The organism is Chlorobiota bacterium (assembly GCA_016710285.1).
Lineage (GTDB): Bacteria > Bacteroidota > Ignavibacteria > OLB7 > OLB7 > OLB7.
The window spans coordinates 3,639,001-3,660,607 of the sequence record JADJXR010000001.1; the positions used below are offsets into that span (position 1 = coordinate 3,639,001).

10 protein-coding genes are annotated in these 21,607 nt (G+C 54.0%); all 10 read left to right on the forward strand.

Going from position 1 to position 21,607, the window contains the following annotated elements; genetic code table 11:
* The first annotated feature begins 17 nt into the window (after positions 1-17).
* The 10 genes from IPM61_13510 (at position 18) to IPM61_13555 (ending at position 21,418) form a co-directional block, all read left to right on the forward strand.
* Positions 18-3,365: a hypothetical protein gene (locus IPM61_13510; protein MBK8912333.1), complete on the forward strand. Its 3,348-nt coding sequence runs from the start codon at positions 18-20 to the stop codon at positions 3,363-3,365.
* A gap of 568 nt (positions 3,366-3,933) precedes the next feature.
* Entirely contained in the window at positions 3,934-5,853 is a 1,920-nt protein-coding gene (locus IPM61_13515) for an OmpA family protein (protein MBK8912334.1), read from the forward strand.
* A gap of 311 nt (positions 5,854-6,164) precedes the next feature.
* Complete coding sequence (locus IPM61_13520) at positions 6,165-7,841, forward strand: T9SS type A sorting domain-containing protein (protein ID MBK8912335.1); 1,677 nt, start codon at positions 6,165-6,167, stop codon at positions 7,839-7,841.
* Between the two features lie 49 nt (positions 7,842-7,890).
* Entirely contained in the window at positions 7,891-9,507 is a 1,617-nt protein-coding gene (locus tag IPM61_13525) for a T9SS type A sorting domain-containing protein (protein MBK8912336.1), read from the forward strand.
* Positions 9,508-9,550: 43 nt separating this feature from the next.
* On the forward strand, positions 9,551-11,200 hold the full coding sequence (locus IPM61_13530; protein ID MBK8912337.1) for a T9SS C-terminal target domain-containing protein: 1,650 nt from the start codon (positions 9,551-9,553) through the stop codon (positions 11,198-11,200).
* A 43-nt stretch (positions 11,201-11,243) separates the two neighbouring features.
* Positions 11,244-14,447: a hypothetical protein gene (locus IPM61_13535; GenBank protein ID MBK8912338.1), complete on the forward strand. Its 3,204-nt coding sequence runs from the start codon at positions 11,244-11,246 to the stop codon at positions 14,445-14,447.
* A 49-nt stretch (positions 14,448-14,496) separates the two neighbouring features.
* A complete protein-coding gene (locus IPM61_13540) occupies positions 14,497-16,122 on the forward strand; it encodes a T9SS type A sorting domain-containing protein (GenBank protein ID MBK8912339.1) in 1,626 nt (541 codons plus the stop codon).
* Between the two features lie 49 nt (positions 16,123-16,171).
* Positions 16,172-17,824, forward strand: a complete 1,653-nt coding sequence (locus tag IPM61_13545) for a T9SS C-terminal target domain-containing protein (GenBank protein ID MBK8912340.1) — start codon at positions 16,172-16,174, stop codon at positions 17,822-17,824.
* A gap of 107 nt (positions 17,825-17,931) precedes the next feature.
* Positions 17,932-19,731, forward strand: a complete 1,800-nt coding sequence (locus tag IPM61_13550) for a T9SS C-terminal target domain-containing protein (GenBank protein ID MBK8912341.1) — start codon at positions 17,932-17,934, stop codon at positions 19,729-19,731.
* 43 nt (positions 19,732-19,774) lie between these two features.
* Positions 19,775-21,418, forward strand: coding sequence for a T9SS C-terminal target domain-containing protein (locus tag IPM61_13555; GenBank protein MBK8912342.1), 1,644 nt, complete (start codon positions 19,775-19,777; stop codon positions 21,416-21,418).
* The last annotated feature ends 189 nt before the right edge of the window (positions 21,419-21,607 follow it).

Sequence of the window (21,607 nt, forward strand, 5' to 3'; positions counted from 1 at the left end):
GTAACCAGATGACCGTTATGAACGCCATATCTCGATCCACAATTCTTGGCCTTGTCGCGCTGTTCGCCACGGCTGGTACGGCAGTGGCCCAGGTGACATCAGCGTCGAAAATTGTACTGCAGTGCGGGACCAATTTTAATAAGATCACCCTTTCGGCACCGTACAACCCGGTTACGAACTACACGCTGCAATTCCCCAAGACTGCTCCGCCAGCGCGTGGCGCGTTTTTATTTGTGGATAGCAGCGGTACGGGGCTGATGGATTGGATGTCGCCTGGTGGTGTCAACGACGTGCTAACGGTTGATCCGGTAACGGGGTTGCCGAAGTGGCAGTCAAGAACCCTAATTTTTGGCAGCTTGGGCTGGCTGACCACAGGAAATGCTGGCACAAGCCCTTTGCTCAATTTCTTGGGAACCACCGATGCCCAACCATTGGTCATTAAAACCACCAGCATTGAACGAATGCGGGTTGCTGCCGATGGCAACATCGGTATCGGAACCAGCAGCCCCGGGCAGTTGTTGGAGGTGAAAGGGGGTAATCTACTCCTTTCCAACGCTGGCACCGCAGCGGAAATGCGGTTTGCTGAACCTTCCCTTAGTGGTTCAAATTACACGGCCTTCAAAGCACAGGCACAAGGTGTGGATATCACCTACACGCTGCCAAGCACACCGCCTCCATCGAACGGCATGGTGCTTAGCTCAACCGCTGCTGGGGTCATGAGCTGGGCATCGCCAGCAACCGGAACCGTAACCAGCGTTGGGCTTGCGTTGCCGGCTTCGGTCTTCTCCGTATCGAACTCGCCAGTAACTGGTTCCGGCACACTAACCGGGGCGTTTGTAAACCAGAACGCCAACACGATTTTTGCTGGCCCAACCAGCGGCGGTGCTGCCGCGCCAACATTCCGCGAAATGGTGGCTGCCGATCTTCCCGACCTGGGAACATTGGCTTGGAAATTATCGGGCAACAGCGGCACCACTCCAGGAACCAATTTTGTTGGAACCACCGATAACAAAGCCTTTGAAATCCATGTGAATGAAGCCGGATCCGCAACCGGTGGACATCGCCGGGTGATGCGTTACGAACCCAACAGCTTCAGCGCAAATATCATTGGTGGATACAGCGGTAACAAAGTCAAAAGTACATCGGTGACGGCTGCCATCATTGCTGGCGGTGGAGCGTCTGGAAATGGAAGCTCCGAAGGATATTCATCCATCACGAACATCAACGAAATCAACGATATTGGCGGTGTGATCAGTGGTGGTATCGGTAATAAAGTTGGGCGTAATAATGGCGATTATGCCACCGACCATTACGCCACCATTAGCGGTGGATACTACAATCAAGCACTGGCTGGCCACTCCACCATTTCTGGTGGTGAAGGGCACGTGACGAACGGCGAATACAGCGTTATCGGTGGTGGATATCGTAACACCGCCGGAACCGATTTCGATTCTAAATTCTCAACAGTAAGTGGCGGCGCAAACAACGAAGCAACCGGGGTTGGGTCCTTTGTTGGTGGTGGTGGCAACAACACTGCCGATTTCAGTGGCGCACCGGGCAATACTGCAAGCGGCGCAGCTTCCGTTGTTGTGGGGGGCGCAAACAATCGCGCCAATGGGGAGTACGGAACCGTTGTTGGTGGCTACACCGATAGTGCAGCGGGCGATTACTCCTTTGTGGCGAATGGCGAGTACAACACTGCTGCCGGCGATTATGCCTCGGTGCTTGGCGGTTCGCGATTGCGGCTTGGTGCCCGCAGCGTTGGCTACAACGGCCAAACCAACACCTCGATGACCACAAATATCAGTGGCTCGGATCAGGTGGCCTACTTCGGCGATGTGAATATGTGGTTGGGGAACGTCAACGGAACCGCTCGCGAACTCCGGTTTTACGAGCCAAACACCAGCTTCACCTACTCCGGCACAAACTATTCGGCGTTCAAAGCTGGCACACAATCCGCAAACATTACGTATACCCTGCCAACCGCATTGGGAAGCGGTGGATCCAACTACATCCTTACCGATGCCGCCGGCTCGGGCGCATTAAGCTGGACCCCGGTGGCCTCCCTGTTCGGCAGCAATGCCTGGACCCTGAACGGAAACGCGCCAACGGCAGCCTACAACGGAAGCAGTGGCAGTTTCCTTGGGACCACCAACACGCAGCCGTTGGTGATTGCCACAACCAACACCGCAACCGCCCAGCCAATCCAGTTTATGACCGGCAACAGCGAGCGGCTTCGGATTACCGGCACAGGGTTGATGGGTTGGGGAACAACCTCGCCAGCCTCACAACTCCACTTTGTCAACGGTGGAAGCGATGAATCGAACGATGTGATTATCGAAGCGGTGAACTCCAACGATGCAAGTGATGGTGGCGAGTTCATCACCCGGCGTGCTCGCGGAACCACCAGCTCCCGCTCGGCTGTGGACGAGGATGATGACCTTGGTGGAATGAAGTTCTTCGGCTACGATGGTTCCAACTTCTCATCCGGTGCCCAATTTGATGTACTGGTAGATGGTGATGTCTCATCGGGGGATGTGCCCACACGGTTTGAATTCCAAATGCCAGACGGCACGGTCTATATCAAATCAAGCGGACGTTTAGGGGTGAACGAATCATCGCCAGATGCACGCTTAGATGTTAAGCAGAACCGAGGGACAGTCGCGGTCTTTAATCGCACTGGCAATGATGGAACCCTGGTGAGCTTTCAACAGGATAGTTACGAGGAAGGCAAAATCTCTGTCTCTGGCGGCACTGTCTCGTACTCTGGTTTTACCGGTGCCCACTACGCTTGGACCGATCAACCGGTTGAGCGTGGGATGCTGGTCTCCATGACGGGCGATAATCGCCACCTGAATGATCGGCAAGAATCAGAAATTATGTACGGCGTGCGCCCAACCGAGCGCCCGAACGACCCGGCGGTACTTGGTGGATATCTGGCATTATCCGAGCCAGACCAACCGCAAAGCAGCACCAACCCGCAGTTGATTATGGCCGTCGGCAACGGCGATATCTGGGTGACGGACAAAGGGGGGGATATCAAGCCGGGCGATTACCTGATAACCTCAACCATCCCCGGCCATGCCATGCGCGACAACGGAATCTACGACACCAGCTACGTGGTGGCACGTGCCGCCGAAAAAGTTGATTGGTCCACAATTCAGGGCGACCCATCCTATGATGGAGCAAGGCGTGTCAAAATCTCTGTCTTCTTTGAGAGCTTTGCAAAAGTGAATAATGGGGTCAGCCGCCAGGATGTGAGCAACCTGAAAAAGGAGCTGGATGCGCTGAAGGAAGAGGTGAAAAAACTTCGTTCCAGCCTTTACTACGAGAAGCCCCCAGCAACCCCAGGGCTTGGCCAGTAAGGCAACGCAATCTCCCTACCAAGGGAACGTTATCCTGGTTGCTGATGTTAATAGTAGGAAACAAGCAAGCCCCTGCTGGCATGATAAAACTTGATTGATATTGCGCATTCGTGCACCCAACACTATTCAGGACGCGTCTTATAGGTGCGCCTTTTGGAGGTGAGGCATCCTCGAACTAAGCCTCGCCTCCAGCTTTTGTCCGGCGTATGAATCCAATGGGGTTCTATGCCATGAAGTGAACGGGTAGGTTCACTTCGTTTGACAATCTTGCTCGGTTCTTCATGGAGCCGTGCGAGGTACAGGAGGGGCGGCCACGGTGGTGCGTGGTCGCCTTTTTTTTTGCCCATTTTTTTCATTTCGCTAACCCAATACTTTCTTTTCCGTTCTTGTTGCGGAAGTGATAGCGTTGGCCTACATTAGCCGGCAACGGAGCACATCTGCTCCGGCTTCTTACTGCAAAGCCCCCTTCTTCAAAATCTGCTCACGTTCAGGAGACGAAATTCGTTGTCCATGTTCTTCACACTATTAACCTAACCACAGGAGTTCCATGCGTTCATTGCGACAACCTATGCTGCTAGCCATTGCTGCGGCGTTCATGCTGGCATTGGTGCCAGCACAAGCACAAGTTGGGGAAGGGGGAACCTTTAGCGCGGGGATCGCAGGGATGGGAAATAAGTACTTTGGCGAATTCAAAGAACCACGCTTTGGCTACGGGGCCGAGCTATTGCTTCGCTACAACATCATCCCAAATTTTGGGCTGCAAGGGGCGTTTGGCTACAACAAGCTCAACTGGTCGTTCAACCCCGATAACTTTGCGGCCTACGACCGTTACTTTGGGCTTCCGCCAACACGGGGCGGGCTTAACCGGCCGTTCGATTCGTTGACCTCGCCAAGCGGCCAGCTTGCCCGCGAAGACAACCACTCCACAACGCTCAACTTCGGCCTTGATGCGGTGATAAACTTGGTGCCCGAGGGACCTGTTAGCCCGTATGTGTTCGGCGGGGTAGAGTATATCACCTGGACCCCGCAGTCCAGCGAAGGGGAGGACCTTCCGAACTTCGCGGCCAAACGCTACGATAACTCTGGAATTGCAATCCCCGCTGGTGCCGGGTTTATGTTCCGCTTCTCCGATAACCTGCAGTTCCACCTGTACGGGCGGATGCACATTACCTTCACCGATTCGTTGGATGACTTCAGCCAGGACCGTGCTGCCACGGCAAACACCCCCGAGCTTGTCACCCCGAACGATGCCTTCCTTTCGGTTGGGCTTGGGGTGATGTACGTCTTCGGCTCCAGCGACAGCGATGGCGACGGGCTGAAAAATTCCGAAGAACGGGAGATTGGAACCGACCCGAACAATCCCGATACCGACGGCGATGGGCTGCGTGACGGCGCGGAAGTTCGCGACCACAAAACCGACCCGCTGAAACCCGACACCGACGGCGACGGCCTGACCGACGGCGCAGAGGTTGACACCCACAAGACCGATCCCCTGAAAGCCGACACCGATGGCGACAGCCTGAACGACGGCGAAGAGGTGATGACCACAAAAACCAACCCGCTGAAGATTGATAGCGATGAGGACGGCCTGACCGACGGCGACGAAGTCCGCCGCTACAAGACCAATCCGAACAACGTGGACACCGACGGCGATTCATTGCTGGACGGCAAGGAGATTGATTTCCACAAGACCGACCCAACCAAGCCCGACACCGACGGCGATGGCCTGAGCGACGGTGCAGAAGTTGACACCCACAAGACCGACCCGAACAAGCCCGACAGCGATGGCGACGGCCTGAACGACGGCGCGGAAGTGAACCAGCACCGCACCGATCCAACAAAAATGGATACCGACGGCGACGGCCTAAACGATGGCGTTGAGGTCCGCACCTACAAGACCGACCCAACCAAGATGGACACCGACAGCGATAAGCTGACCGATGCCGACGAAGTCAACCGCGTGAAGACCGACCCGTTGAAGCCCGACACCGACGGCGACGGAGTGATTGATGGCGAAGACGATTGCCCATTAATCAAGGGGGTGAAAAGCTCCGAAAAAGGAAGAAACGGCTGCCCACCAGCGCCGAAGATCGGCACCAAAGTTGACTTCCCGGAAATCCTGTTCATTGTCAACAGCGATCAATTCAATTTTGAAACTCCGGAGACCGCCGGCAACCTTGCAAAGTTGCTGGCCTACGTCAACCAGTGCGATAACCTTGGGGTGATGATCGAGGGGCACGCATCCAGCGAAGGCAATCCAAAACGGAACCAGGAGCTTTCGGATTTGCGTGCCAAGAAAGTTGTGCAGTGGCTGATTGAGCAGGGGGTAAATCCAACAAAACTGATGGGGGCCGTGGGCTACGGATCATCGCGCCCAGCCGTTGCCGAGCCAAAGGGGAAAGGAATTCCGAAGGAGGAGCTGGAAGCCGCACGGAAGAAGAACCGCCGCATCACCGTGGTGGTCCAGAAAGGGTGCGACTCGAAGTAACCGCAGGGGCAACATCTGGCCCAGCGAAGCCAAAACAGTAAGGCTACATCCAAGCCCCGCGCAGCAATGCGCGGGGCTTGGTGCATGTAGGCTATTCTTTCAGGGATGTGATCTCATCATACACACACGCTTCGTCATGGAAACAGTGATTATTGGATCGTGAAAATTGCGCCTCGCATCAGCCGTTGAAGTTTGCTGGCGGTAGCGCTGGGGCTAAAAAATTAGCGTCGTAGGGGGCTGGCAGCCCCTAAGCTCCCTGCATCATTTTTATATATTGGCGGGCACCTATTCATCAACCTCCAGGATTAGATATGCGCCAGCTATTCGGTCTTTTCCTCAAGATTTCCCTTAAAATCGGTATCGCCGCACTTCTTGCCGCTTTCCTTCTGCCCAAATCCTTGCATTCCCAGCAAACCCCTCCAGCAATCGAGTGGCAACAATCGCTGGGTGGAAGTAGCATTGATAATGCTTATGCCATCACACAGACCAACGACGGCGGCTACATAGTTGCTGGATCAAGTACTTCCAGTGACGGCGATGTCACCAGGCATCGCGGCTTGGTTGATTCCTGGATTGTGAAGCTAACAAGTGCCGGAGCAATCCAGTGGCAGAAGTCACTGGGGGGAAGCGACCACGATTATGCGTACTCCATCCAGCAAACCAGCAATGGCGGGTACATCATTGCCGGGATGAGTTATTCCAATGATGGCGATGTTAGCGGGAACCACGGACTCTCTGATTGTTGGATCGTGCAGCTGACGAGTGCGGGGGGAATCGAGTGGCAAAAAACGCTTGGTGGAAGTGGTAGCGAGGAAGCTACTTCTATCCAGCAGGCCAGCGATGGTGGGTACATAGTTGCGGGATGGAGCCAGTCCACCGATGGCGATGTTACCGGGAATCACGGATCGGCTGATTCCTCCGATGATTACTGGATCGTGAAGCTGACAAGCGGGGGGGAGGTGGAATGGCAGAAGTCGCTTGGCGGAAGCAACTATGATCGAGCCAGCTCTATTGCCCAAACCAGCGACGGCGGGTACGTGGTTGCAGGGTGGAGTTTATCGAACGATGGCGATGTTACCAGTCATCATGGCTCGGCTGATTTCTCTGATTTCTGGCTTGTGAAGCTGACGAGCGCAGGGGCGATGGAGTGGCAGAAATCGCTGGGGGGCAGCTACCCTGATTATGCTAGCTCGGTCGTGCAAACCAGCGATGGCGGGTACATAGTTGCTGGATGGAGCCAATCCAGCGACGGCGATGTCACCGGGCATCATGGATCAGCGGACTCCACCGATGCTTGGATTGTGAAGCTAACGGATGCAGGGGTGATCCAGTGGCAGAGATCGCTTGGTGGAGCCAGCGATGATTATGCGAACTCCGTTGAGCAAACCACGGATGGCGGCTACATAGTTGCGGGATGGAGTTCTTCGATTGATGGCGATGTCACCGGCCGTCATGGGTCAGTAGCCACCCCTGACTACTGGATCGTACAACTGACAAGCGGAGGGGAGATCGAGTGGCAGAAGTCGCTGGGTGGCGGGCGCGAAGATTATGCGAACTCGATCCAGCAGACCACCGACGGTGGATACATCGTTGCTGGCGAGAGCTTCTCTAGTGCTGGCGATGTTACCGGGCATCATGGGCTATCTGAATCCCCCGATTGCTGGATCGTAAAACTCACCCCTCCCAATCCAACCGGAGTAAAACCCACCGGCCTCCCCACCCCAAGCCCCTGGGCGATGAACGCCAACTACCCGAACCCATTCTCCACCACCACCACCATCACGTTCACTGTGCCGGAGCGGAGCTTCGTGCGGCTGTCGGTGGATACCGAGCAGGGGGTTGAAGTGGCTCGCTTAATCGAGGAACAGCTTGAAGCCGGAGAGTACCGGGTCCCATTCTCGGGGGATGGCCTCGCCAGCGGAACATACCTCTACCGCCTAACCTCCGGCAGCACAAGTTTGGTGGGGAAAATGACAGTTGTGCGGTAGCGGGGTCTTATACACCATAAACATCCATTCACTAACCTTCAGAACAGCCATGAACCGGTTCTTCAATCTTTTCCTCAGAGGCAGCATTGCGGGATTGCTTGGCGTTTGTCTGCTTTGGCAACCTTCCAATGCTCAAAGCATTGCCCCAACAATCGAGTGGCAACGCTCATTCGGCGGAACGAAGGATGATGCAGCTACCTCTATCTCCCAGACCAGCGACGGCGGGTACATCATTGCTGGAGTGAGTTCTTCCATTGATGGCGATGTTAGCGATCATCATGGAGGTTATGACTATTGGATCGTGAAACTGACGAGCGGGGGAGAACTTGCGTGGCAGAAGTCGCTGGGTGGAAAGATGACGGACTATGCTGCTTCCATCTCTCAGACTAGTGACGGCGGGTACATTGTTGCAGGGTGGAGTGCTTCCACTGATGGCAACGTTACCGGGAATCATGGAGACGATGACTACTGGATTGTGAAGTTGACAAGCGCAGGGGTGATCGAGTGGGAAAAGTCGCTGGGTGGGAGCGGTAGAGAGACCGCTACTTCCATCACTCAGACAGGTGACGGAGGGTACATAGTTGCAGGATCGAGTACTTCCACTAATGGCGATGTTAGTGGAAATCATGGAGGCAATGACTATTGGATTGTGAAGCTGACGAGCACAGGGGGAATCGAGTGGCAGAAGTCGTTGGGTGGAAGTGGTGTGGATGATGCATACTCCATCACTCAGACCCGTGACGGCGGGTACATAGTTGTGGGATGGAGTCAATCCACTGATGGTGATGTTACGGGGCATGCAGGTTACTCTGATGCATGGATCGTGAAGCTAACGGGCGCGGGGGGGATCGAGTGGCAACAGTCACTTGGTGGGAGCAACCATGATTATGGCAATGCCATTGAACAGACCAGTGACGGTGGGTACATCGTTGCAGGGGCAAGTCGGTCCAATGATGGCGATGTTAGCGGGAATCGTGGAGGATATGATTCCTGGATCGTAAAGCTAACGAGTGAGGGGGTGATCGAGTGGGAGAAGTCGCTTGGCGGGAGTGGCGATGAAATTGTATTCTCCATCACTCAGACCAGCGATGGAGGGTACATAGTTGCAGGATCGAGTTTATCGAATGATGGCGATGTTAGTGGGAATCGTGGAGGGTATGATTACTGGATTGTGAAGCTGACGAGCGGTGGGGCGATCGAGTGGAAGAAGTCGCTGGGTGGGAGTGGCGTGGATGAGGCACGCTCTATCACACAGACCAGTGACGGCGGGTCCATAGTTGCAGGACGGAGTTATTCCAATGATGGCGATGTTAGTGGGAATCGTGGAGGAGGTGATTTCTGGATCGTAAAACTCGCCCCATCCAACCCAACCGGGGTGAAATCCGCCGAGCCTCCCACCCCAAGCCCGTGGGCAATGAACGCCAACTATCCCAACCCATTCTCCAGCACCACCACCATCACGTTCACCGTGCCGGAGCGGAGCTTTGTTCGGCTGTCGGTGGATAACGAGCAAGGGGTTGAAGTGGCTCGCTTAATCGAGGAACAGCTTGAAGCCGGAGAGTACCGGGTCCCATTCTCGGGGGATGGCCTCGCCAGCGGAACATACCTCTACCGCCTAAGCTCCGGCAGCACCAGTTTGGTGGGGAAGATGACGGTTGTGCGGTGAACTCTAAACCATAAGTATCCATTCACTAACCTTCAGAACAGCGATGAATCAGTTTTTCAGTTTCCTTCTCAGAAGCAGCATTGCCGGATTGCTTGCGGTTGTCTTGCTTTGGCAACCTTTGAATGCCCAGCAACCTTCTCCAGCAATCGAGTGGGAGAAGTCGCTGGGTGGAAGTATCCTTGATTATGCTACATCCATCCAGCAGACCAGTGATGGTGGGTACGTAGTGGCGGGATATAGTTATTCCGATGATGGTGATGTTACCGGGCATCATGGCACTGTTGATTTCTCTGATTACTGGATCGTGAAGCTCACGAGTGCGGGTGTGATCCAGTGGCAAAAATCACTTGGTGGAAGTAGTAGCGAGGAAGCTACTTCTATCCAGCAGACCAGTGATGGTGGGTATATAGTTGCCGGATGGAGCGAGTCCACCGATGGCGATGTTAGCGGGAATCATGGGGGAACTGATGCTTGGGTTGTGAAGCTATCAAGTGCAGGACGAATTGAGTGGCAGAAATCGCTTGGCGGAAGCGGTAGTGATGAAGCCAACTCGATTCAACAGACCGCTGACGGTGGGTACATAATTGCAGGGCGGAGCCAGTCCAGCGACGGCGATGTCACCGGGCATCACGGATTAACAGATTTTCCTGATTGCTGGATCGTGCAACTCACCAGTGCAGGGGAGCTTGCGTGGGAGAAGTCCTTGGGTGGCAGTGGCAGTGATGGAGCTACATCTATCGAACAGACCAGCGATGGGGGATATATAGTTGCAGGAGAGAGTGGATCTAATGATGGTGCTGGAAGCCATGGAGGGATAGATAATTATTGGATCGTAAAGCTAACGAGCGCGGGGGTGATCCAGTGGCAGAAATGGTTTGGTGGAAGTAATGGCGACTATGCTAGCTCCATTGCACAGACCAGTGACGGTGGGTGCATAGTTGCTGGGTGGAGTTACTCCTCCGATGGTGATATTCGTGGACATCATGGGCCGGATGGTTACGCTGATGCTTGGGTTGTGAAGCTCACGAGTGTGGGGGTGATTGAGTGGCAGCAGTCGCTGGGTGGAGGTGACCACGATTATGCGTACTCCATCCAGCAAACCAGCGATGGCGGGTACATAGTTGCAGGAGAGAGTGAATCCAATGATGGTGATGTTCGTGGGCATCATGGGGTGTCGGATTACACTGATTGCTGGATCGTCAAACTGACGAACGCAGGAACGATAGAATGGCAAAAATCGCTCGGTGGAAGTCTCAATGATATAGCCACTTCTATCGAACAGACCAGCGACGCTGGGTGCATAGTTGCAGGATATAGTTCCTCAACTGACGGCGATGTCACTGGACATCAAGCATCAACCGATGTTTGGATCGTAAAACTCGCCGCACCCAACCCCACCGGAGTAAAACCCACCGAGCCTACCAGCCCAAGCCCGTGGGCAATGAACGCCAACTATCCAAACCCATTCTCCAGCGCTACCACCATCACGTTCACCGTGCCGGAGCGGAGCTTCGTGCGGTTGTCGGTGGATACCGAGCAAGGAGTTGAGGTGGCTCGCTTAATTGAGGAACAGCTTGAAGCCGGAGAGTACCGCGTCCCATTCTCGGGGGAGGGCCTTGCCAGCGGAACATACCTGTACCGCCTAAGCTCCGGCAGCACCAGTTTGGTGGGGAAGATGACGATTGTGCGGTGAACTCTAAACCATAAGTATCCATTCACTAACCTTCAGAACAGCCATGAACCGGTTCTTCAATCTTTTCCTCAGAGGCAGCATTGCGGGATTGCTCGGCGTTTGTCTGCTCTGGCAATCTTCGCCTGCCCAAGAACCTGCGCCGGCGATTCAGTGGCAACAATCACTGGGTGGACTGGGTGAGGATGTGGCGTATTCTATCGAACAGACCAGTGACGGCGGGTACATAGCTGCTGGATATAGCTATTCCACCGATGGCGATGTTACCGGGAATCATGGAGGGGTTGATTGCTGGGTTGCAAAGTTCACAAGTGCGGGAGCGATCGAGTGGCAAAAGTCGCTGGGTGGAAGTAGCCTTGATTACGCTAAATCTATCCAGCAGACCAACGACGGCGGGTACATAGTTGCTGGATATAGCCAGTCCAATGATGGCGATGTTACCGGGAATCATGGAGGGGTTGACTATTGGATTGTGAAGCTCACCAGTGCAGGAGTGATCCAGTGGCAGAAATCGCTGGGTGGAAGTAGGGGAAACTATGCTACGTCTATCGCCCAGACCAGCGATGGTGGGTACATAATTGCAGGATATAGTTCTTCCACCGATGGTAATGTCACCGGAAACCATGGATCAACAGATTATTGGATTGTGAAGCTCACCAGTGTGGGGGCGATTCAATGGCAAAAGTCACTGGGTGGAAGTGGTGGGGAGGAAGCTCATTCTATCACGCAGACTAGTGACGGTGGGTACATCGTTGCCGGGTGGAGTTCTTCCACCGATGGCGATGTCACCGGAAACCATGGATCAACGGATTACTGGATCGTGAAGCTCACCAATGGGGGGGCTATCCAATGGCAAAAGTCACTTGGTGGAAGTGGCCAAGAGAATGCTGCTTCCATCGCGCAAGCCAGTGATGGTGGGTACATCGTTGCCGGGTGGAGTTCTTCCACCGATGGCGATGTCACCGGAAACCATGGATCATCAGATTACTGGATCGTGAAGCTGACAAATACAGGGGTGATCCAGTGGCAGCAGGCACTTGGTGGAAGTGGTGGGGAGGAAGCTCGTTCTATCACGCAGACTAGTGATGGTGGGTATATAGTTGCAGGAGCGAGCTGGTCCAGTGATGGCGATGTCAGCGGGCATTATAAAGAAGCTGATTACTGGGTCGTGAAGCTCACAAGTGTGGGAGCGATGGAGTGGCAAAAATCGTTCGGTGGAAATAGCAATGATTATGCGACTTCCATCAAGCAGACCAGCGACGGCGGGTACGTAATTGCTGGATATAGTGCCTCCAATGATGGTGATGTTACCCGGCATTATGGGGTATCTAAAAACTATGATTACTGGATCGTGAAACTTCTCTCTGCCGATCCACCCGATGGGAAGTTTACCAGCCTACTGCTTCAGGGAGTTGATCCTTCTGGGAAGATCAGTGCAAAGTATCCTACGGCATTTACGTGGTCCACCAACAAAAACATTCTGGGCACCAAGACGATAGAAATATCCGAGGATAACGGTAGAACATGGTCGCCAGTGCCAGCGGCAACGGCCAGCGGTGACGTTACAACCGTGCAATACACCACGCCTCGACATTCCATCCAGCAAGCCTTGTTCCGTATTTATTCTGCATCAGATAAAAGGGACCTCTACACGATGGCAACGCCGATTCAGATTGGTCAGCCTCCATCGGTGAACATCCAATGGCAGAAAACGTTTGGTGGATGGGAGCATGATGGAGCCTATGACATCGAACCGACCAGCGACGGAGGGTATATAGTTGCTGGATATAGCTTTTCCGGGGGAGGGCAAGAGCCTAACGGGTTCCATAGAGGGGGCGAATACTGGATTGTAAAGCTCACCGGTGAGGGGGCGATCCAGTGGCAACGATCACTGGGTGGAACTGATAGAGATTATGCGACTTCCATCCGGCAGACCGCTGACGGTGGGTACATAGCTACAGGGTATAGTCACTCCTCTAATGGTGAGGTCACCGGACATCATGACTCCTTTGATTACTGGGTTGTGAAGCTCACCAGCATGGGCTTGGTCGAGTGGCAGAAGTCACTGGGTGGAACTGGCGATGATAGAGCGAATGCTATCCGGCAGACCAGCGACGGTGGCTACATAGTTGCAGGGTATAACCAGTCCACCGATGGTGATGTTACCGGGCATCATGGAGCAGCAAATTTCCCTGATTGTTGGATCCTGAAGCTCACCAGTGTGGGAGAGATTGAGTGGCAGCAGTCACTTGGTGGAAGTGGCTATGATGCGGCGTATTCCATCGCACAGACCAGCGATGGTGGGTACATCATTGCTGGGTATAGTGCTTCCAATGATGGTGATGTTACCGGGCATCATGGAGTAATCCCTTCCGGTGATTATTGGATTGTGAAGCTCACGAATGCGGGGGGAATTGAGTGGCAAAAGTCGCTGGGTGGAAGCCATGCAGAGATCGCTAAATCTATTGAGCAAACCAGCGATGGTGGGTACATCGTTGCAGGGCTGTGTACTTCCACCGATGGTGATGTTATCGGGCATCATGTATCGGCTGATTCCTCTGATTACTGGATTGTGAAGCTCACGAATGCGGGGGAGATCGAGTGGCAAAAGCCGCTTGGCGGCACGGGCATTGATTATGCGAACTCGATCCAGCAGACCAGCGACAGTGGGTACATAGTTGCAGGAGTGAGTTATTCGAATAATGGTGATGTTATCGGGCATCATGGCTTAGATAAATATGCTGATTACTGGGTTGTGAAGCTCACGAGTAGGGGGGGGATCGAGTGGCAAAAATCGCTTGGTGGGAGTAGCGATGATTATGCCACCGCTATCAAGGAGGTCAGCGACAGCAGCTATGTTGTTGCAGGGGTAATTTGGTCCAACGATGGCGATGTCACTGGGAATCATGGGAGGTATGATTGCTGGATCGTAAAACTCGCCCCATCCAACCCAACCGGAGTAAAACCCACCGAGCCTCCCACCCCCAGCCCCTGGGCAATGAACGCCAACTATCCCAACCCATTCTCCACCACCACCACCATTACGTTCACCGTGCCGGAACGGAGCTTCGTGCGGCTGTCGGTGGATACCGAGCAAGGGGTTGAAGTAGCTCGCCTAATCGAGGAACATCTTGAAGCCGGAGAGTACCGCGTCCCATTCTCAGCAGAAGGCCTTGCCAGCGGAACATACCTCTACCGTCTAACCTCCGGCAGCACAAGTTTGGTGGGGAAGATGACAATTGTGCGGTAGCGGGGTCTTATCCATCATAAACATCCATTCACTAACCTTCAGGACAGCGATGAACCAGTTTTTCAATCTTTTCCTCAAAAGCAGCATTGCGGGATTGCTTAGCGTTTGTCTGCTCTCACAACCTTCCAATGCTCAACAGACCCCTCCAAAAATCGAGTGGCAACGCTCACTCGGTGGCACGAAGGGTGATGAAGCTACTTCCATCTCCCAGACCAGCGATGGTGGGTACATCATTGCCGGAGTGAGTGCTTCCATTGATGGCGATGTTAGCGATCATCATGGATCCGGCGGCTTCATTGATTCCTGGATTGTAAAGCTGACGAGCGGGGGAGAGCTTGCGTGGCAGAAGTCGCTGGGTGGAAAGATGACGGATTATGCTGCTTCCATCTCCCAGACTAGTGATGGCGGGTACATTGTTGCAGGGTGGAGTGCTTCCACTGATGGCAACGTCACCGGGAATCATGGAGGCGATGACTATTGGATCGTGAAGCTGACGAGCGCAGGGGCTATCGAGTGGGAGAAATCGCTGGGTGGGAGCGGTAGCGAGATCGCTACTTCCATCACTCAGACAGGTGACGGTGGGTACATAGTTGCAGGATGGAGCGGGTCCACTGATGGTGATGTCACCGGAAATCATGGAGACAATGACTATTGGATTGTGAAGCTGACGAGCGGAGGGGCGATCGAGTGGCAGAAGTCGTTGGGTGGAAGTGGTGTGGATGATGCATACTCCATCACTCAGACCCGTGACGGTGGGTACATAGTTGTAGGATGGGGTCAATCCACTGATGGTGATGTTACTGGGAATGCGGGTTACTCTGATGCGTGGATCGTGAAGCTGACGGGCGCGGGGGGGATCGAGTGGCAACAACCACTTGGTGGGGGCAACCATGATTATGGCAATGCCATTGAACAGACCACCGACGGTGGGTACATCGTTGCAGGGGCAAGCCGGTCCACAGATGGCGATGTTAGCGGGAATCATGGAGGATATGATTCTTGGATCGTAAAGCTAACGAGTGAGGGGGTGATCGAGTGGGAGAAGTCGCTTGGCGGGAGTGGCGATGAAGTAGCATCCTCCATCGCACAAACCAGTGACAGCGGGTACATAGTTGCAGGATGGAGTTTATCGAATGATGGGGATGTTAGTGGGAATCGTGGAGCGTATGATTCTTGGATCGTGAAGCTGAGGAGTGGAGGGGAAATCGAGTGGAAGAAGTCGCTGGGTGGGAGTGGCGAGGATGGAGCATCCTCCATCGCGCAAACCAGTGACGGTGGGTACATAGTTGCCGGAGGGAGTTCTTCCACTGATGGCGATGCTCGCGGGAATCATGGAGAAAGGGATTTCTGGATCGTAAAACTTGCCCCTCCCAACTCCACCGGGATAAAACCCACCGAGCCTCCCACCCCAAGCCCCTGGGCGATGAACGCCAACTATCCAAACCCATTCTCCAGCACCACCACCATCACGTTCACCGTGCCGGAACGGAGCTTCGTGCGGCTGTCGGTGGATAACGAGCAAGGGGTTGAGGTGGCCCGCTTAATCGAGGAACATCTTGAAGCCGGAGAGTACCGCGTCCCATTCTCGGGGGAGGGCCTTGCCAGCGGAACGTACCTGTACCGTCTAACCTCCGGCAGCACCAGTTTGGTGGGGAAGATGACGGTTGTGCGGTAGCGGGGTCTTATACACCATAAACATCCATTCACTAACCTTCAGAACAGCGATGAATCAGTTTTTCAGTTTCCTCCTCAAAAGCAGCATTGCCGTCTTCTTCGGTGTTTGTCTGCTCTGGCAACCTTCCAATGCTCAAAGCATTGCCCCAACAATCGAGTGGCAACGCTCACTCGGCGGAACGAATAGTGATGAAGCTACTTCCATCTCCCAGACCAGCGACGGCGGGTACATAGTTGCCGGGTTGAGTTACTCCATTGATGGCGATGTTAGCGATCATCATGGATTCGGTGGCGTCATTGATTACTGGATCGTGAAACTCACGAACGCCGGAGCAATGGAGTGGGAGAAATCGTTTGGTGGAAGTGGCGATGACTTTGGAACCTCTATTGTGCAGACCACCGACGGCGGGTACATCGTCGCAGGGTGGAGCGAGTCCGCAGATGGCAACGTTACCGTGAATCATGGAAAACGTGATTTTTGGATTGTGAAGCTGACGAACGTAGGAGCGATCGAGTGGGAGAAATCGCTGGGTGGGAGCGGCGATGATGTAGCTGCTTCAATCTTGCAGACCACGGACGGGGGGTATTTAGTTGCAGGAAGAAGTCGTTCCGATGATGGCGATGTTATTGGGCATCATGGGGCAACGGATTCCTCCGATGCATGGATTGTGAAGCTGACGAGCGCAGGGGGAATGGAGTGGCAGAAGTCGTTGGGTGGAAGTGGCACGGATGGAGCTGCTTCTATCGAACAGACCAGCGATGGCGGGTATATAATTGCAGGATCAAGTCAATCCACTAATGGTGATGGTACTGGTCATCATGGATTAGCGGAGTACTCTGATGCATGGATCGTGAAGCTAACGGGCGCGGGGGGGATCGAGTGGCAACAGTCACTTGGTGGGAGCAACCATGATTATGGCAATGCCATTGAACAGACCACCGACGGTGGGTACATCGTTGCAGGGTCAAGTCGGTCCAATGATGGCGATGTTAGCGGGAATCGTGGGGGAGGTGATTCTTGGATCATAAAGCTCACGAGTGCGGGAGCGATAGATTGGCAACGCTCGCTTGGCGGGAGTGACGCTGATGGCGGTACCTCGATCAAGCAGACGGCTGACGGCGGGTACATAGTTGCCGGATTTAGCGAGTCCACCGATGGCAATGCCACTGGATGGCATGAAGGTATGGATTACTTGATCGTGAAGCTGACAAACACAGGGGTGATCGAGTGGCAGCAGTTGTTTGGTGGAAGGCACGATGATTATGCTATCTCTATCAAGCAGACCACCGACAATGGATATATAGTTGCAGGGTATAGCCAGTCCCATGATGGCGATGTCACCAACAACCATGGATCAGCTGGTTCTTCCGATGCCTGGATCGTAAAACTCGCCCCACCCAACTCAACCGGAGTAAAACCCACCGCCCCTCCCATTCCAAACCCCTGGGCAATGAACGCCAACTATCCCAACCCATTCTCCAGCACCACCACCATCACGTTCACCGTGCCGGAACGGAGCTTCGTGCGGCTGTCGGTGGATACCGAGCAGGGGGTTGAGGTGGCTCGCCTAATCGAGGAACAGCTTGAAGCCGGAGAGTACCGCGTCCCATTCTCGGCGGATGGCCTTGCCAGCGGAACATACCTGTACCGCCTAAGCTCCGGCAGCACAAGTTTGGTGGGGAAGATGACGATTGTGCGGTAGGGTGGGGCTAAAAGGATAGCGTAAACAAGGGGGCTGGCAGTGCTGCCAGTCCCCTGAATGTTTTTTATAAATTGATGAGCACCTATTAACTAACCTCCAAAAGAAAAATGCGCCAGCTGCTCAGCCTTTTTCTCAGAAACAGCATTGCGGGATTGCTCGGTGTTTGTCTGCTCTGGCAATCTTCCAATGCTCAAAGCATTGCCCCAACAATCGAGTGGCAACGCTCACTCGGCGGAACGAAGGGTGATGTAGCTACTTCCATCTCTCAGACCAGGGACGGAGGGTACATAGCTGCAGGATGGAGTCGGTCCACCAATGGCGATGTTAGCGGGCATCGTGGATACGTTGATGCTTGGATCGTGAAGCTGACGAGCGGGGGAGGGATCGAATGGGAGAAGTCGCTTGGCGGGAGTGGCGGGGATGATGCATACTCCATCACACAGACCAGTGACGGCGGGTACATAGTTGCAGGACGGAGTAATTCCACTGATGGCGATGTTAGCGGGAATCATGGAGGCTATGACTATTGGATCGTGAAGCTGACGAGCGGTGGGGCGATCGAGTGGCAGAAGTCGTTGGGTGGGAGTGACTGGGATTGGGCACACTCCATCACACAGACCCGTGACGGTGGGTACATAGTTGCAGGATTGAGTGACTCCAATGATGGTGATGTTAGCGGGAATCATGGACTCGATGATTCTTGGATCGTGAAGCTGACGAGCGGAGGAGTTATTGAGTGGCAGAAGTCGCTGGGTGGGAGTCGTAATGATGAGGCACGCTCCATCACACAGACCCGTGACGGCGGGTACATAGTTGCAGGGTGGAGTTATTCCACTGATGGCGATGTCACCGGGAATCATGGGGGAGCAGATTTCTGGATCGTGAAGCTGACGAGTAGTGGGGGGATCGAGTGGCAGAAGTCGCTTGGCGGGAGTGGCGATGATGTAGCACCCTCCATCGCACAAACCAGTGACGGTGGGTACATAGTTGCAGGAGAGAGTACTTCCAATGATGGTGATGTTAGCGGGGATCATGGAGGCGAGGATTACTGGATCGTGAAGCTGACGAGCGGAGGGGAGATTGAGTGGCAGAAGTTGCTTGGTGGGAGTGACTTTGATGCGGCATACTCCATCACACAGACCCGTGACGGAGGGTACATAGTTGCAGGATCGAGTGAGTCCACTGCTGGCGATGTTAGCGGGAATCATGGAGACTATGATTCCTGGATCGTGAAGCTGACGAGCGGGGGAGGGATCGAATGGGAGAAGTCGCTGGGTGGGAGTGGCGTGGATGTGTCACGCTCCATCATTCAGACTGGTGACGGTTGGTACATAGTTGCAGGAGAGAGTGAATCCAATGATGGTGATGTTCGTGGGCATCATGGGGTGTCGGATTACACTGATTGCTGGATCGTCAAACTGACGAACGCAGGAACGATAGAATGGCAAAAATCGCTCGGTAGAAGTCTTGATGATATAGCCACTTCTATCGAACAGACCAGCGACGCTGGATGCATAGTTGCAGGATATAGTTCCTCAACTGACGGCGATGTCACTGGGCATCAAGCATCAACTGATGCCTGGATCGTAAAACTCGCCCCACCCAACTCAACCGGAGTAAAACCCACCGACCCTCCCACCCCAAGCCCGTGGGCAATGAACGCCAACTATCCAAACCCATTCTCCAGCACCACCACCATCACGTTCACCGTGCCGGAGCGGAGCTTCGTTCGGCTGTCGGTGGATACCGAGCAAGGGGTTGAAGTGGCTCGCTTAATCGAGGAACAGCTTGAAGCCGGAGAGTACCGTGTCCCATTCTCGGGGGATGGCCTTGCCAGCGGAACATACCTGTACCGCCTAAGCTCCGGCAGCACAAGTTTGGTGGGGAAGATGACGGTTGTGCGGTGAACTCTAAATCATAAGTATCCATTCACTAACCTTCAGAACAGCGATGAATCAGCTACTCAGCCTTTTCCTCAAAAGCATCATTGGAGTATTGTTTGCGGTTGCCTTGCTCGCACAAACTTTGAATGCCCAACAGACCCCTCCAGCAATTGAGTGGCAGAAGTCGCTGGGTGGAGATGACTGGGATGTAGCGAACTCCATCGCCCAGACATCTGACGGTGGGTACATCATTGCCGGAGTGAGTTTTTCCATTGATGGCGATGTTAGCGATCATTATGGAGGCTATGACTATTGGATCGTGAAGCTGACGAGCGGGGGAGAGCTTGCGTGGCAGAAGGCACTCGGTGGAAATGGTAGGGATGAGGCTGCTTCCATCGTGCAGACCAGCGATGGCGGCTACATAGTTGCGGGGTCAAGTACTTCCAATAATGGCGATGTTATTAGGAATCATGGAGAAAGTGATTACTGGATCGTGAAGCTAACGAGTCAGGGGGGGATCCAGTGGCAAAAATCACTTGGTGGGAGTGACCGTGATAATGCTAACTCCATTATACAGACCAGCGATGGCGGCTACATAGTCGCAGGGGCAAGTTCTTCTACTGATGGCGATGTCACTAGGCATAGTGGATTATTGAAATTCTATAATTATTGGATCGTGAAACTAACAAGCACAGGGGCGATCGAGTGGCAGAAGGCACTTGGCGGGGGTGAGGATGATATGGCTACTTCTATCCAACAGACCAGCGACGGTGGGTACATAGTTGCTGGGGAGAGCCGTTCCGCTGATGGCGATGTTAGTTGGAATCATGGGCTTGATGAGATTGCTGATTACTGGATTGTGAAGCTAACGAGCTTGGGGGTGATTGAGTGGGAGAAGTCGCTCGGCGGGACTAGAAGAGATGTAGCTTATTCTATTAAGCAGACCAGCGACGGTGGATACATCGTTGCTGGCTCTAGCGAATCCAAGGATGGTGATGTTATTGGGAAACATAAAGAAAGTGATGCTTGGGTAGTGAAGCTAACAAGATTGGGGGTGATCGAATGGCTACAGTCGCTTGGTGGTGCTAACAATGATGTAGCTACTTCTGTCGAACAAACCCGTGACGGCGGGTACATAGTTGCAGGATCAAGCCAATCCACCGATGGGGATGTGATCGGCGATAATGGAGCAGCTCCTTTCGATGCTTACTGGATTGTGAAACTCACAAGTGCAGGGGTGATCGAGTGGCAAAAATCGCTCGGTGGAAATCATGCGGATAATGCTTCCTCCATCAAGCAAACCCGTGACGGCGGATACATAATTGCAGGATCGAGTAGGTCCACTGATGGTGATGTTACTGGGAATCATGGAGGAATGGATTACTGGATCGTAAAACTCGCCCCATCCAACTCAACCGGGGTGAAATCCGCCGAGCCTCCCACCCCAAGCCCTTGGGCAATAAACGCCAACTATCCCAACCCATTCTCCAGCACCACCACCATCACGTTCACCGTGCCGGAACGGAGCTTCGTGCGGCTGTCGGTGGATACCGAGCAAGGGGTTGAAGTGGCTCGCTTAATTGAGGAACAGCTTGAAGCCGGAGAGTACCGTGTCCCATTCTCGGGGGATGGCCTTGCCAGCGGAACATACCTGTACCGCCTAAGCTCCGGCAGCACAAGTTTGGTGGGGAAGATGACGATTGTGCGGTAGCGGGTGCGGCGGGTCTATGAGACAAAACATCCATGGGGCTGGCAGCAGACACTGCCAGCCCCATGGATGTTTTTAGGGGGGCCGATGCTGTCGGCTCTTCTCCTCTGCCATAGCTCTACCAACCTCTCCATCACAATTTTTCCTCTGGTAGTGGGCTTGCTTCTTTATGGTTGAAGTTTTGTGATAATT